The 14989-nt window shown below is 39.5% G+C and carries 13 protein-coding genes; 2 read left to right on the forward strand and 11 right to left on the reverse strand.

The window, feature by feature from the left end; all coding sequences use genetic code 11:
* Window positions 1–143 precede the first annotated feature (143 nt).
* From ACIQZD_RS13140 to ACIQZD_RS13165, 6 genes are all read right to left on the reverse strand, one after another.
* Complete coding sequence (locus ACIQZD_RS13140; protein WP_402903742.1) at window positions 144–2531, reverse strand: heavy metal translocating P-type ATPase; 2388 nt, start codon at window positions 2529–2531, stop codon at window positions 144–146.
* Window positions 2532–2634: 103 nt separating this feature from the next.
* Window positions 2635–2841, reverse strand: a complete 207-nt coding sequence (gene copZ, locus ACIQZD_RS13145) for a copper chaperone CopZ (protein ID WP_053534714.1) — start codon at window positions 2839–2841, stop codon at window positions 2635–2637.
* Between the two features lie 16 nt (window positions 2842–2857).
* Window positions 2858–3187: a metal-sensitive transcriptional regulator gene (locus tag ACIQZD_RS13150; protein WP_402903075.1), complete on the reverse strand. Its 330-nt coding sequence runs from the start codon at window positions 3185–3187 to the stop codon at window positions 2858–2860.
* Between the two features lie 589 nt (window positions 3188–3776).
* On the reverse strand, window positions 3777–4079 hold the full coding sequence (locus ACIQZD_RS13155) for a hypothetical protein (protein ID WP_402903078.1): 303 nt from the start codon (window positions 4077–4079) through the stop codon (window positions 3777–3779).
* Between the two features lie 138 nt (window positions 4080–4217).
* A complete protein-coding gene (locus ACIQZD_RS13160; RefSeq protein WP_402903081.1) occupies window positions 4218–5468 on the reverse strand; it encodes an ABC transporter permease in 1251 nt (416 codons plus the stop codon).
* Window positions 5461–6360, reverse strand: a complete 900-nt coding sequence (locus ACIQZD_RS13165; RefSeq protein WP_402903084.1) for an ABC transporter ATP-binding protein — start codon at window positions 6358–6360, stop codon at window positions 5461–5463. Before ACIQZD_RS13165 ends, ACIQZD_RS13160 begins: the two co-directional genes overlap by 8 nt.
* A gap of 394 nt (window positions 6361–6754) precedes the next feature.
* On the opposite strand from ACIQZD_RS13165, the gene ACIQZD_RS13170 reads away from it, so the two are divergent.
* Window positions 6755–7513, forward strand: a complete 759-nt coding sequence (locus ACIQZD_RS13170) for a GTP cyclohydrolase II (RefSeq protein ID WP_402903087.1) — start codon at window positions 6755–6757, stop codon at window positions 7511–7513.
* Window positions 7514–8200: 687 nt separating this feature from the next.
* On the opposite strand, the gene ACIQZD_RS13175 is transcribed toward ACIQZD_RS13170, so the two are convergent.
* From ACIQZD_RS13175 to ACIQZD_RS13190, 4 genes are all read right to left on the reverse strand, one after another.
* Window positions 8201–8428, reverse strand: coding sequence for a hypothetical protein (locus ACIQZD_RS13175; RefSeq protein WP_402903090.1), 228 nt, complete (start codon window positions 8426–8428; stop codon window positions 8201–8203).
* A gap of 1188 nt (window positions 8429–9616) precedes the next feature.
* Window positions 9617–10630 carry a bifunctional metallophosphatase/5'-nucleotidase gene (locus ACIQZD_RS13180; protein WP_402903094.1) on the reverse strand — a complete coding sequence of 338 codons (1014 nt, stop codon included), beginning with the start codon at window positions 10628–10630 and terminating at the stop codon, window positions 9617–9619.
* Between the two features lie 46 nt (window positions 10631–10676).
* Window positions 10677–10904: a twin-arginine translocase TatA/TatE family subunit gene (gene tatA, locus ACIQZD_RS13185; RefSeq protein ID WP_402903099.1), complete on the reverse strand. Its 228-nt coding sequence runs from the start codon at window positions 10902–10904 to the stop codon at window positions 10677–10679.
* A gap of 55 nt (window positions 10905–10959) precedes the next feature.
* On the reverse strand, window positions 10960–12405 hold the full coding sequence (locus tag ACIQZD_RS13190; RefSeq protein ID WP_402903102.1) for an alkaline phosphatase PhoX: 1446 nt from the start codon (window positions 12403–12405) through the stop codon (window positions 10960–10962).
* A gap of 611 nt (window positions 12406–13016) precedes the next feature.
* On the opposite strand from ACIQZD_RS13190, the gene yyaC reads away from it, so the two are divergent.
* Window positions 13017–13532, forward strand: coding sequence for a spore protease YyaC (gene yyaC, locus ACIQZD_RS13195; RefSeq protein WP_402903104.1), 516 nt, complete (start codon window positions 13017–13019; stop codon window positions 13530–13532).
* 94 nt (window positions 13533–13626) lie between these two features.
* On the opposite strand, the gene ACIQZD_RS13200 is transcribed toward yyaC, so the two are convergent.
* Entirely contained in the window at window positions 13627–14937 is a 1311-nt protein-coding gene (locus ACIQZD_RS13200) for a CitMHS family transporter (RefSeq protein WP_402903745.1), read from the reverse strand.
* Window positions 14938–14989: the final 52 nt, after the last annotated feature.

Below are 14989 nucleotides of genomic sequence, written 5' to 3' on the forward strand. Positions count from 1 at the left end.
AGATACTAAAGCACCGTTCATTCCAGATGAAAGCCGATGATCCTCTTGCCAAGGAATCATCGGCTTTCATTATATGAAAATCCAAACGTCCGTGATATGGTTATCTTCAGTCAGTACCAATGCTTCATTAAGTTACATGATCTTTAGAGCTTTACCCTTTGAAGGCGAAGTGCATTCAATACGACTGATACAGAACTGAAGGCCATTGCAGCACCCGCTAACCACGGGGCAAGCAGTCCGATCGCTGCAATTGGTATTCCGATTACATTATAGGCAAAAGCCCAGAATAGATTTTGTTTGATATTCCGCATCGTTTTCCTGCTCATGAGGATTGCATCTGCAATACTGTTCAAATCACCCCGGATCAAAGTGATATCGGCAGCTTCCATGGCTACGTCCGTCCCGGTTCCTATAGCCATTCCTATATCGGCTAGTGCCAGTGCGGGAGCATCATTTATCCCATCTCCGACCATTGCCACTCTTTTACCGGCGGCCTGCAGTTTTTTCACTTCATCCGCTTTCCCTTCAGGAAGGACTTCTGCAATCACATGGTCTATGGCGACTTGTTTGCCGATGGCATTTGCTGTTCTTTGATTATCTCCGGTTATCATGATGACCTGGATATCCATTGCTTTTAACCTTTTAATCGCAGTAAGCGAGGTATCTTTTATCGTATCCGCAACGGCAATGAGTCCTGCATATTCCCCTTCAATGCTAGCGAGCATTGCGGTCTTCCCTTGCTCTTCAAATGCTTCCATCGCTGTTAGGGCCTTAGTAATATCCACGTTATTTTGCTTCATCAATTTTCGCGTTCCGACGAACAACACTTTTTGACCCACTACAGCTCTCACCCCGTATCCAGGAATCGCTTCAAATTCCTCAACCACAGCAAGTGATATCTGTCTTGCTTGAATTCCTTGAACGATTGATTGGGCAAGAGGGTGTTCAGATTGTTTTTCAGCTGCACCGATTAGAGATAAAAACTGTTCTTCCTCCATACCATTCTCGATGAGGACATCGGTCAGCACAGGGGTACCATTCGTTACTGTTCCCGTTTTATCCAAAATGACCGTATCTATATGGTGAGTGGTTTCCAAGTGTTCCCCGCCTTTAAATAAAATACCGAATTCGGCGGCCCGACCTGATCCTGCCATGATCGATGTAGGAGTGGCCAGACCTAAAGCACATGGACAGGCTATGACTAGCACTGCAATCATCGCTTCAAAAGCCGGGGTGAATTCTCCAGGGTTAACCCATATCATCCAAACCAGAAAAGTTAAAAGGGCGATCCCTACAACAATGGGAACGAAGACACCGGAAATTTGGTCAGCAAGACGTTGAATCGGAGCTTTGGAACCTTGAGCATCTTCAACCACTTTGATGATTTGGGAAAGAGCTGTATCCCTTCCAATCTTTGTCGCTTTCATTTTGAGAAACCCATTCTTATTCAATGTTGAACCGATTACAGTATCCCCGTTTGTTTTATCCACCGGAATGCTCTCACCCGTTAACATGGATTCATCAACGGCAGAGTTCCCTTCGACTACTTCTCCATCCACAGGTATCTTTTCACCTGGCTTCACCAAAATCGTATCTCCCACGATGACTTCTTCAAGTGGTATTTCCCGTTCTTCCCCATCCCTTAAAACCAATGCCGTTTTGGCCTGAAGCCCCATCAATTTTTTGATGGCCTCTGAAGAACGTCCTTTTGCTTTTGCTTCAAACAGCTTTCCTAAAAGAATGAGGGTGATAAGAATCGAACTAGTTTCGAAATAAAGCTGTGCTGTATTGTGATGGGATCCCATCGAGATGATCGCCTGATAAACACTGTAAAAATAGGCAGCGGATGTTCCCATTGCGACCAATACATCCATATTGGCACTTTTATTTTTCAATGCTTTATAAGCCCCAACATAAAACTGCCTTCCAATCAGAAATTGCACGGGGGTCGCGAATGCCATTTGCACCCAAGGATTCATTAGGAAATCAGGCATATAGATAAACGAAGTAAAACTAAAATGGCTTACCATCGCCCATAACAATGGAAACGACAATACGACCGAAATGATGAAATTATTCTTTTGTTTTTGAATTTCTTTTTGACGGAAATCCACGGAATCCATATTATCTTCCTTGATGACCGCCCCATACCCCAGCTTCTCCACCCGTTGAATGATGTCAGCTAGTGAGACAACGGAAGGATCATATTCGACGGTTCCATTTTCGAGCGCAAAATTCACAGTGGCCACGCTTACTCCATCCAACTTATTTAACCCTTTTTCAATTCGGTTAGCACAAGCCGCACAGGTCATGCCAGTAATCGTAAATTCCTTTTTCTCTTTTACTACATCATAACCAAGATCTTGAATTTTCTTTTCAAAGTCCTTGTTGCTTAATTTTTCCGAATCATATTTAATGACCGATTTCTCAAGAGCCAAATTAACGTTGGCTTCCTCAACGCCTTCCATTTTGTTTAAACCTTTTTCAATTCGGTTAGCACAGGCAGCGCAAGTCATTCCCGTAATATGCATACTTGTTTCTTTTATTTGGCCGCTCACATCATCCCCGCCTTCCTATACCGCTATGGGGTATATTTTTTTGTAAAAAAGAAGTGCTTAACAGCACTCTCATAACCTACTCGACATCATAGCCTTGATCATCGATTGTTTCTTTTATTTTCTCAAGTGATACTTTTTCCTTATCAAACGCTACATCCACTTTTCCTGCATCCAAATGCACTTTTACACTTTCAACACCTGCAAGTTTTCCTACATTCCCTTCAACTGCATTCACACAATGACCACAAGACATTCCACTTACATTCAATGTTACATTTTCCATTTCAACCACTACTCCTTTATTTTTTCATTAATTTTTGTATCGTTACAAGCACTTCATCTATAACCTCTGTATCCCCTTCATTCAAGCGTTCAACCACACAATTCCTTAGATGCCCTTCCAGTAAGATCTTGGCCACGCTATTCATCGCGCTTTGTGTAGCTGCTATTTGGGTGATCACATCATCACAGTACGTATCTTTTTCAATAAGACCCTTTATACCGCGAATTTGACCCTCAATTCGATTTAACCGGGTCGTTAAATTCTTTTTTACTGCTTCTGAGTGATGACTCTTTCGGCCGTGGGAAGAGGTCGTACAGCAATCTTCTTCATTCATCATTTCATCCATTAACCATCCCTCCTCGAAAATTAATATACCATACCCTACTACCCTATGCAAAGATTAAGATTAATGTTCCTTTTTATTACTATTCGTTTATTATCATTTTCTATTCTTAAGCTAATTGTGAGTTAAACAATCCAAATCCTTGCCTGCCAAGAGCCTATTTGCTGTATACAGGCAGTTTATTAAACATAAAAAACATTGGCGAACCTGTGTCCTCAAAATGGGGTTCTGAATGGATGAAACCTCGCTCGATTGATGTCATTTGCGATAATCCTTCCGAATAACAGGCAAGCCACTGGTCCCCACTGAAATTTGCGGCGCAAAGGCTTGAAAGGGAACGGATTATTATGAGATGAAGGTCGAATAAACTGTCTGAACGGTCGAATATTGTGCGGTGTAGGTCGAATAAATCACTTAACGGTCGAATTATATGCGATGTAGGTCGAATAACTGCGTCGACGGTCGAATAACATGCTCCGGCTGAAAGGAACTGCGACTTTTTCAAAGAAAAAAGTGCAGGCAACCTCTTTTTTCTACGAGTTTGCCTGCGGGCTTTTAATTTTTATTTAATTTTAGATTCCAAATGTGTTTATCACAGTTCTTTTGATATATTATTATTCCTTTTCTTTTTCACTAAAAGAATGATGGCGACGATAAAAGCAACGGCACTATATAACCAGGTATACATAAAGGCAAGGCCTAATCCGATATTTGCATCCATATAATCGTTTTTCACATGATCTATGGCTAAATATAGAAGCGGTGCAGCTCCAATGATGAACAGGATGACCCAGAGAATATTTCTTTTCGGATTCTTGGTTGATAAAATAATAATGATGAAGGATAGCAAGAGAAACGCTTCTGAAGCTATCGTCAACGTTACCAGATTGCTCATAATAATTCACTCCTAATCGTGGTTGAATAAATGGAATATATTTATGTTCCCTTATATCTATGCTACTTTTCGTTCCTATATTATTATCTTAAAAAAACCTGAATACCTCCAACAGGAATGAAGGATCCAGGTTTCATGTTAATTTTTCTTGGATAATTGCAAGGCATTCTTGATGCTTTTCAGTGATTTTGAGCTTCCATACATCAAGACACCACCCCGATAGATTTTTGCTCCGATTATTCCAAGTAAAACAATCGTTAAGATCAAGACTGCAATGCTGATGGCGATTTCCCAGAATGGAACTTCAAGCATCCCTACACGCAAGAACATGATCATAGGCGTGAAAAATGGAATGAATGATGTGATCATAATATAACTGGCTGACGGATTCCCCAGTCCAAACATCGCAATCATGAAGGCGATGACAACCAACATGGTCATCGGTGAAATCATTTGCTGGACATCTTCAATTTTGCTGACAACGGATCCAAGGCATGCCGCAAGAGTCGCGTACAGAAAATACCCAAGCAAAGCGAAGATGATTGCATAAATGATCGTTGAGATATCGGTGCTGCCGAAACCGAAAAAGGAAAAGAATCCTTCATCCATACCCGTCAAGTTTTGTTTAATCGAGAAATAGCCCACCCCAAAAAATAAAACCATTTGAGTAAGACTAAGTAAAGCAACACCCATTATTTTGGCAAACATCTGTGTGACTGGCGGGACACTTGAAATTAGGATTTCCATGACTCGTGATGTTTTCTCAGTAGCTACTTCCATTGCAATCATCGTTGCATACATCAACACACCGAAGTAAATCACGAATAGGAGAACATACACGAGACCTCGTGCTTGATTGAGATCCTCTTCCGTCTTTGCATTTTTCTGAAGCGCAATCGTATCAAATGCTGGCGGCGTATTCAATTGAGCGATTTGCTGCTCTGTCAAATTCAATTCCTTCGCGGTTATTTGCCCCTTCAATTGGGTTAGCGCTAAAAGCAAATCATTACTTACCGCAGAATCTGAAATTTGATTCGCTTTATACGTTCCCTTGAAGCCGAGAGTTTCATCCTTTTCGATTAACAAATACCCAACGATTTCTTCCGCGCTGACCATTTCCTCCGTTTCCTTTTCATCCTGGGCGGATATTATCGATAGGTCATCGTTCACACCTGCTACCGCTTTTTTATAAGGATCAAATAAGCTGCCTTCAGTCTGATCGATGACGGCAACCTTTTCCTTTTCATCACTGTCGAATTTATCAATAAGATTCGAAAGATTCGAAAGAACGAGAATCAGTGCCATCATAATGATTGTAGAAATGATAAAGGATTTCGTCTTTAATTTTGATAGGTATGTATGGGAAAGGACAATCCAAAATTTATTCATAGACGGCACCTACTTTTTCAATGAAAATATCCGTCAGCGATGGTTCTTCCAATTCGAATTTCCGGACGAAACCTCTTGGAACAAGATCACGTAGCATGTTCTCAGCCACATCTTCACCAGTAACTTGAAGAATTTTCCCTTCCATCGTGTTCTTGACTTTTGTTACACCTGAATAATTATCCAAGAAAGATAGATCAAAATCTGCTTTAATTGAGACATTCTTTTTACCAAAAGAACGTTTGATTTCTTTTAACTTTCCAGCCACAACAGGGGAACCTTTATGCATGATGCAAAGATGCTCGCACATCTCCTCGACATGCTCCATGCGATGGCTCGAGAAAACGATCGTCGTGCCGCTGTCCCTTAAGTCAATGACAGCTTTCTTCAGGATTTCCACATTCACTGGATCCAGACCGCTGAAGGGTTCGTCAAGGATAAGCAATTCAGGTTTATGGATCATGGATGCAATCAGCTGGATTTTTTGTTGATTTCCCTTTGAAAGCTCTTCAACTCGCTTATCGATATACTCGGGTACCATAAAGCGGTCCAGCCAATACTCCAATTCTTTCAAAGCATCCCGTTTGTTCATCCCTCTTAATCTAGCCAAATACACAATTTGATCGCGTACCTTCAGTTTTGGATATAGTCCGCGTTCCTCAGGAAGATAGCCAATCAAGGAACTGGTCGTATAATCGATTTTCTTACCATTCCAGATTACTTCCCCTTCAGTGGGGTCAAGCAGGCCAAGTATCATCCGGAACGTGGTCGTTTTCCCCGCTCCGTTCCCGCCTAAAAAGCCGAACATTTCTTTTTCGGGGATAGTTAAATCAAGCTGGTTGACAGCAGTGAAATCCCCGAATCTTTTCGTAACTTCTTTAATTTGTAAAACCAATGCGCAACCTCCTATTATATGATTCTTATTATATGTTACAGGAAAGGTTTTCCAATTTCAACTATCATCATGTACCGAATAAATCCATTTCCCTTCGATTATATGTAAATTCAATAAACAAATTTCACTATCTAACCCTTGAAAATAAATTAAATGTAAAATAGTGGGTGAAAACTGTAATTTTGCGTTATTGAGGTTGTTGTAAGGTTCTTGTTAAATTTTAGAGTATATGGATATGAAGTTTTCCATCACCAAAAAGGGAACTTTTTTTTGCATTAGTAAATTTGGAGTTTTTTTCTATTTATAAAAGATTCACAAAAGAGTGGATTGGGTACAATATGAAATGAACTAGTAAACGTTATCGTATTATTAGAAGTTTCGGGAGGAAGTTTATATGATTAATGAAAAAGTGGCTTTGATATTAGAAGATAAAATTAACGTTATTAAAAGTGATGAAACATCCATTTATTTAGTCGGCCCAATCAAATTACCCGTTAACTTAGAGGGCGAAACAATTATATTCCAGTGGTATTGCTGGTTACGATGTGAGAATATGGCGGGGCATTTTTGTGGTGACGGTACTTATAATATAGAAAAGATCATTGAAACTTTAGCCTCTTCCAACTTAGCGGAAATGCAGCAATCAAGTGTGTTACTGTATGGAGATTTTCAAAGCTCCTCCGATGCCCTTATCCGGATGCATAGTATTTGTCATACTGGGGATATATTTGGCAGCAAACGCTGTGATTGTGGCTTTCAATTAAAGCAGGCTATGAAAATGATTGCATCTCAAGGATCCGGAGCTTTATTTTATTTAGCGAATCACGAAGGAAGAGGCATCGGATTATTTAGTAAAGCCATGGCTTATGTTCTACAAGAAAAGGGATTGGATACGGTGGAAGCGAATTTGGAGCTTGGATTTGTGGATGATGCACGTAACTATGATGACGCCATTCGAGTGTTAAAAAAACTGCGCTCTAATCCAGTGACTCTTATCACCAACAATCCGAGAAAATTAGAAGCTCTTCAAAACTCAGGTGCCAACGTTGCAGGCAGAGTTCCGTTATGGGGAGATATTTCCGAGTTTAATGAAAAATATTTAAAAACTAAAGTGGTACGTTCCGGTCATTTAAAAGATATTAAAAATGAATGATTGAAATGGAAATCAAATGTGTTATATAAAAATATTTGCTTAAAAGTAAGAAAAGATTTTCGATTCGATCAAACTATTTGTTGAAAAGGAATTTATTCCAAAAAACATATTCAATACTGAGTTTCTCACAATGTCATTCAATTCAATTACAGTTTTTTGGATGAATTAAAAAAGAGGGAATATCTCCCCCTCTTTCTATATCATATTATATGTTGTTATATACCCTATGTCCAAATGGCAACAAGTTTGATGACCTTACATTCCTTATTTGCTTATGCTGCTCGTATCGTTTTGCAAAACACAATCATTCTTCCCGATGATATGGTCAATAAGCATAACAATTAAGGTTGTAACCGTGATTACCGATCGATACCAGACAGTTGTCGTAAGTACTGCAAAGAGCAATCCCAATACTGCTCTTCGGCCAATGCTAAAACCCGGGGAAATAAATCATCAAAACAACAATGACGGCTAGAGTGGTTCTTAATGCCTTAGCAAAGCAGACCGTGCTTAGTATATCTGGAGCAAAGAGCGCAATGGAATAGAAATCGGCTTATAACAATTGTAGCAGTCCTGGCAAATCGCAGTGATTTCTATTCATTATTTCTTTATTAAAAATTGGATATAGAAGAGAGCTGGAGTTAAATTACCAAAAAATCACTTAATGTTTTCCCTAACCCTTCTCAGTTAATCTTGGATTTTTCCATTAATGACAACACACTTCCCATTTGTAGGTTGCTTTATCAGCCTTCCATCCTTGATGTATACAGTGTAAGTATTATTGACTTTAGCATCTAATCTTGCTAGGTCTCCCATTCCTGCTATGATATTTTTGACAGCTTCCCTCTTCAGATTATTCATAACTTGCTTTTTCCATTGTTCCCGTTTGTTTTTTTGTATATTTTCATCAACCATCAGGATCCCATCCTTCTTGTTTGATTTATGTCTTCTCCGATAATAGTGTATTATTTTTTTATCATCTTGTTACCCATATGCTTTTCCTTATTGGGCGCTTTTATTTATAACAGCACAGGTTACGGTAAAAATGAAAAAATATACAAGTAAAGGGGATATAAATAAAGTGGCTCACGCTAGTGATAACAAGAAATTACATAAAAACAGGATGCAACGGAAAGTTGCACCCTGTCTGAAAAAGGGGTTTGCTTCATTTCGAATCAGCATAAATTCTCTGCGATAAACACCTCATCTACATTAGAGTAAATACGGGTATCTGACTAGAGTTTTCCATCCAAAGCAACCATCCCCTATATCTTAAAAGTTTTATCAACTTTCAAAGCATAAATGACAATTATTGAATGAGTTTTCTGCTTTTACGTGCAAGCGAACCATCTCCTTGCTCGAATCGATTTTTTAATGAAGCTACCTGTAGTTAAGTTAAACGTCTTTAACTAACACCTCATTTACTATATGATGTGAATCATACGTAATCAGTAGCCCCTTCTTCTTTATTTATAATGACCATCAGCGGTTAAAAAATAACTGGTTATTTATGGATATCGAGAATTGTTTAAAATCAATTTATAGCTATATAATGAAACTTGGTGAATGAACTCATTAGTACTCTTTCAAACGATTTTCAGCAAATAAAAAAGGCTACACCGTCTACACAAATGGAAAAGGAATAAATTATTTTTTACCGCTTTTATTTAGGAACTTATATAGTGAATAAAAGCCTATTGATTCTTTAGTTAAAGAATATTTTTATTGGTTCCATTATTTTCGGAATGGGATGGGGCGTTCTTATTATTGTCTTTTTTATCAGTTACTGAAGGTTATTTTCATGGTAATTTAAGTGAAATTCTTCGCAATCTCAATGGCATAACAAATGCTTTGTTCCCTATCGATCCTTTTTAGCACATCAATTAGAGGAATTAAGTTAAACTAATCAGATAAACTCTACACTAAGCTCAACTCTCGTCAGTGGAAATGGCAGGAAATGAGCAAAAATTAAAAGGCAACCAGCCAGTTAGTTTTCACCGACTTTCTGGACAGCCCCTTGCAGTCTTTACTTATCATTAATATAGAAAGGACAAAGCGAATAACCTCGCTTTGTCCTTTCCTCATAGCATTATGAAGACTTGATTATTGCGCTTTCAAATCTGCACGATAATCGTCTATAATCGCTTGTATCTCCGGATCTGCCGGAACATTTGTGACGTCGTAGAGGAATCCATCGGAATTGATCAAAGTCATTTTGGCGTCAACGACTTCAAAAGTCAAATTCAGGCGGCCCAAATAATGTTCTTGTTCTCCTCCAGCTTGAGTAATTGGCACCATCACCTCTCCGTTGAATTCATATTCGGGAGTTTCGATGACCTTGTGTGTATCTGCCCCGATTACCGCTGAAACTCCGGGAACCTGAGCCAGCTTATGGTCTTCAGGATTTCCGGCATGCGAAAGGACAATCTTAACGTCTGACTTTTCACTCACTTCAGGAAGCAACGCATTCAACGCTTCAACCGGTTCGATGAAATCGAGGTCTTCAACATCATCCCAACCGCGAATTTCCGGCTTCATCGATGTAAGGCCGATCATGCCGACTTTAACGCCATTGAAAGCAAAACTTTTCCAAGGTTTTACATTCTGAATGTACTTTCCTGTTTCCCTGTCAATTACATTACCAGTGAGGATGGGGAAATTCACGTTGCGGTGGTAATCCTTTAACTGTTCATAACGGCTGTCCGGTGTGCCCTCCCCGGCAGGGTAAACACGGAAGTCGTTGTTTCCTAGAGCCATCGCATCATAGTCCAAAGCTTTCAAAAGAGACGTCTCCAACTCTCCTTGACCCGCCTGAAACTCCCCGCGCAGGAAGACATCCCCGCCATCGACTAGAAGCACATTCTCCTCTTCATTGCGCACATTTTCAATGATGGTGGCATACTTCGCAATAGAATTGTGATGTAGAGTTCCATCATCCAGCGTGACGATGTCATCCAGATGACCATGAAAGTCATTCGTCTGGAGAATGGTGAGTTTAAACTTCTCTCCCTCCTTGAGCTTTTCCTCCGCATCTGCCGTAACGGGCTTTGCGACAAAAGCGGCAGCCATCGCCAGCGAAAAGCAGCCCGTCAAAAATATCTTCCCCATTTTTTTCATACTATTTCCTCCAAACACTTACTCTATAAATAGTAAAACAAGTTATTTAATTTCCAGTCTTTTCGGATTTCTCAAGATCTACTAGTTTATTTTTTTCTTCAGAGTTAGTTTTTTCTTCTTTGTCAGTACTGATCAAATCATTTGTTGCTTTTTTAAATTCTTTTAAAGTGTTTCCAAAAGCCCTTCCAATTTCGGGTAATTTAGAAGGACCAAAAATGATTAACGCAATGACTAGAATTAGAATTAGGCCAGGGATGCCGATACTAGATAACAAACGTCTCACCTCCTACCATGATGCTTTGAAAGTACTCAAAAAATGCGTTCATTACTTATAAAATTGGCATACCATGACGCTCTAAAGCTGCTGCTTCTAATATAGACATGCCTTGTTCTTCTGCGAATGCAGTAAGTTTATCCGAAACAACAGGGGCAAGACCTGCTGGCGGTAGAGCCTGGTTCATAGCTCGTCTACGGGTAGAATTTCTGCGTGCAAATGGTCCCCAAATCGCGAAGGTGATACCTGGTGTTTGCATATTTACAAAGAAAGTATTTCCATCTGGAGAAAATGTAGGGCCAGCAAATTCAGAACCGTTCATCATATTTTCAGCGAAAGTATAAATATTTCCTTCAGGAGTTAATCCGACAATACGATCATTACCGCCACCATCTTCGGCAATCCAAAGATCTCCCCAAGGAGTGATTGTAATGTTATCCGGTGCTTCTAAATCATTTTTATCAGTAGACTCATAGAATAGTTCTAAGGTGTTTGTCGCTGGCGTGTAGCGATAAACACGGCCAAGGCGTGCTGAACCTGCACTTGTATCATCAAACCATAAAGTACCTTCAGAAAAATAAGCCCCTTCTAAGCGGCTAAACTGAATACAGCCTTTATCCTTAGCATCTTGCTGTGCGATTTCAGGATTTAATTTTTTCCAAACAATCCCGAATTTTTGTCTAGTACTAAATTGACTTGCAGCTGCAGCCGGTAATTCATCAATCGCTGCTGCTTCAAGGATACCGCCCTTTTGCAGAGAACCTAGCTTTTGACTTCGGTCATGTGGTGTAAAGCGGTACAAGAAGCTTGGACTTGCGTCTTCGGTTAAATACCAAATTCCTGTTGAAGGGTCAACATGCCCAGCTTCATGGGAGAAATAACCCATATCACGGATCGGTGTTCTTGACATTTCGTTTTCAGGTTCAAGCGGATTTACTTCAAATACAAAGCCATGTCCCATATCACGAGTTTCTTCCATTGTTAACCAAGTGCCCCAAGTCGTAGCTCCACCCGCACAGTTACGGATTGTACCTGAACTTGATACATACTGATCAATGACCTTGTTATTTTGTCCAACGATTAATGTGGTTGTGCCGCCGGCAGCACCAGCACTCCAAGGTTTTTTTCCGTTTACAGGGTAATCTGAATTTGTCCCATTTTCATGGTTTCTTACAAGAATGGTTGTACCCTTCTCTCCTTTATAGGCAGCCATTCCATCGTGAGCAGAAGGGACAAGGTCACCATTAGGCATGACATCACCAGTTCGTGAAAGCATTTTGTAATGAAATCCCCTTGGCAGATCAAGAACTCCATTTGGATCTTTTACTAGTGGGCCATAGCCACCAAATCCACTTGCGGGATTGCTGGATTCCGCTGCAAATCCTTTTGTAGCACCTGCAAGAGAAAATACCCCGGTTGAACCAAGTGTTAATGCTAAAGTACTCATTCCGCCAACTTTTAAGAAATTACGTCTGTTTAAACCGCTATTGCTAAATTTCATCAACATTACCTCCAAAAAATCTTTTTGAGGGATGCTATATTCCTTATAGCAAACTCTACCCTTAAAATTAACAGACCTTTTTAAATGCTCTGTTAAACCCATGTGATTTTATTCCTTCACATGAAAGATAAACCAAAAGTCACGGTTTATACGAAACCTAAAGAGGTTATAACGACATTTATAACATGTAAAGGGTGGAAATTGATGGTATGAGTCAAAAATGGAGAAAAAACTAAGTATTTTGTCATAAAAAGACCGATGCAGAATATTAAAGCTTATTAATAGTTTGTAAATATAAGAGATACACTATGACAAACTAGTTAACCCGATTAATTCTATTCAAATCTAATAAAATTTTTGAAAGTGGAACGGCTAAGACATGCCATATAATTGATCTAGAAATATTCTGGTTGTAAACCTACCCCACTTCCTCGCCAAATAAATTAAAGGGCATGTTTTGAATTACTGCCTTTTTTCAGAGTGTTACATACTAATTATTGATTCACAAGCATACGCTTAGATTTACATGCATGATATCTTTTTAATTCGTATAATAGAATAAAGGGGAATCAAATGAGTCTAATTTACAAGAAGAGGAGCAGATTTGTTCTGTGGAACCAAAAGGCGAAGAAATAAACAGTTTAGCATTAAAAGTCAAAGAGATTATTCAATCATCAGGATGTCAAAATGAAGATGTAATCTTTCTGTGTATTGGTTCAGATCGATCGGTTGGGGATTCATTGGGCCCTTTAGTCGGGACGATGCTAAAAGAACACACGGTGCCTTATCGTGTTTACGGTACCTTGGAAAATCCCGTTCATGCATTTAATTTAAAAGACACGTTGAAAGAAATTAAAAAACAATTCAAAAAGCCTCTTATTTTTAGTGTGGATGCTTGTTTAGGGGATCAAAACCAGGTCGGTTATGTTTTCTTGAAGGATGGACCTCTTGTCCCAGGAAAAGCTTTAAAAAAAGTATTGCCCGAAGTGGGAGACTATCATATTATAGGAATGGTAAATTATATAGATCCGCTGCCAACGATGCAATTTCTAAATGATACTCGTCTATACACGGTTATGAACCTGGCGAAAAAAATCGTAAAAATCATTACTTCTGGAATTAAATAAAAGAATGGGCTGCGCCAAAACCACTAAAAATAATTGGGTTTTGGCGCAGCCCTACTTTGTTTAAATTCGAAGATTTTATTAGATAACATTATTCTTAAATAATAGCCCCTGTCAAGAAAGCAACAATGATAAGGGCTAATGAACAAAATAGAGCCCATTTTAATGCATACCGCTGTAGTTCCCCGATATCTGTCTTTACCATCCCTACTAGTAAAAGAGTCGATGCCACAAGTGGACTTAAGAAATGCACAGGCTGGCCCAGTACGGAAGCTCTGGCAATTTCTAAAGGACTCACTCCATAAGCTTCTCCTGCTTCGGCAAGAATTGGCAACACACCAAAATAGTAAGCATCATTGGATAAAACGAACGTAAATGGCATGCTGGTGAATGCAACGACCATCGGTAAAAAAGAGCCTAAAGAATCCGGAATGATGGCCACTAATGAATTTGCAATGGCGTCTACCATTTTCGTTCCGGAAAAGATCCCTGTGAAAATACCAGCCGCAAATACTAATGTGACAACGGTTATAGCGTTTCCTGCATGTGACACGATTCGCTCTTTTTGCTGTTCTAAATTAGGGTAATTAATGACCGAAGCAAGCACAAACCCAATTAGAAACAACACCGGTACCGGTACTAAGCCCATTACAAGAACGACCATGACTGTCAACGTCAACAAAAGATTGACCCATATTAATTTAGGGCGCTTTAAATCGTCTTGGATGGCGGAAGCTACCGCTGCTTCAGCAAGAGCCCCTTTCATTTCAGGTGCAGCTTTGATATAAACAACGCCAAGCCTTTTGCGCTCTTTTTTCCCAAGTACATAAGCGGTAAAAAGAATAGCAGCTATTCCTGCGAATAGTGTAGGGATAATCGGGACAAAGAATTCATTTGCATCCAAACCTAAAGATGCTATTGCTCTTGTTGCAGGTCCTCCCCAAGGAGTCATACCACTCATAATACTGACAGCCAGCATAGAAATAGTGGCAAGTATAAGTGGATTCATACCAAGTCGTAAGTAAAGAGGCAGCATAGCGGAAATCGTAATCATATGAGTCGTGGTACCATCACCATCTAAGGCAACGGTCATTGCGATTACTGCTGTTCCTATCGCTATTTTAACCGGATCCCCTTTTACGATTTTTAACATAGTTTTAATAAGTGGATCAAATAATCCAGCGTCAATCAGAACTCCGAAAAACAGAATAGCAAACAATAGCAAAGCGGCTGAAGGTGCGACAACCTTTATTCCATCCAGCATCATATCTCCGAGCTCTGGACCAAATCCGCCAATTAATGCAAAGATAATTGGAATGACTACAAGAGAAGTAACAGGCGATAACCGTTTAGACATGATTAAATAAGTAAAGACAACGACCATTGAAATTCCAAGTAACGTTAGAATATGAATCCCCTCCCATAAAGAAACCGCTTACAAATCAGATAAAAAGTGTGAA

Origin of the sequence: Peribacillus sp. NPDC096447 (assembly GCF_044762725.1) — a bacterium.
Classification (GTDB): domain Bacteria; phylum Bacillota; class Bacilli; order Bacillales; family DSM-1321; genus Peribacillus.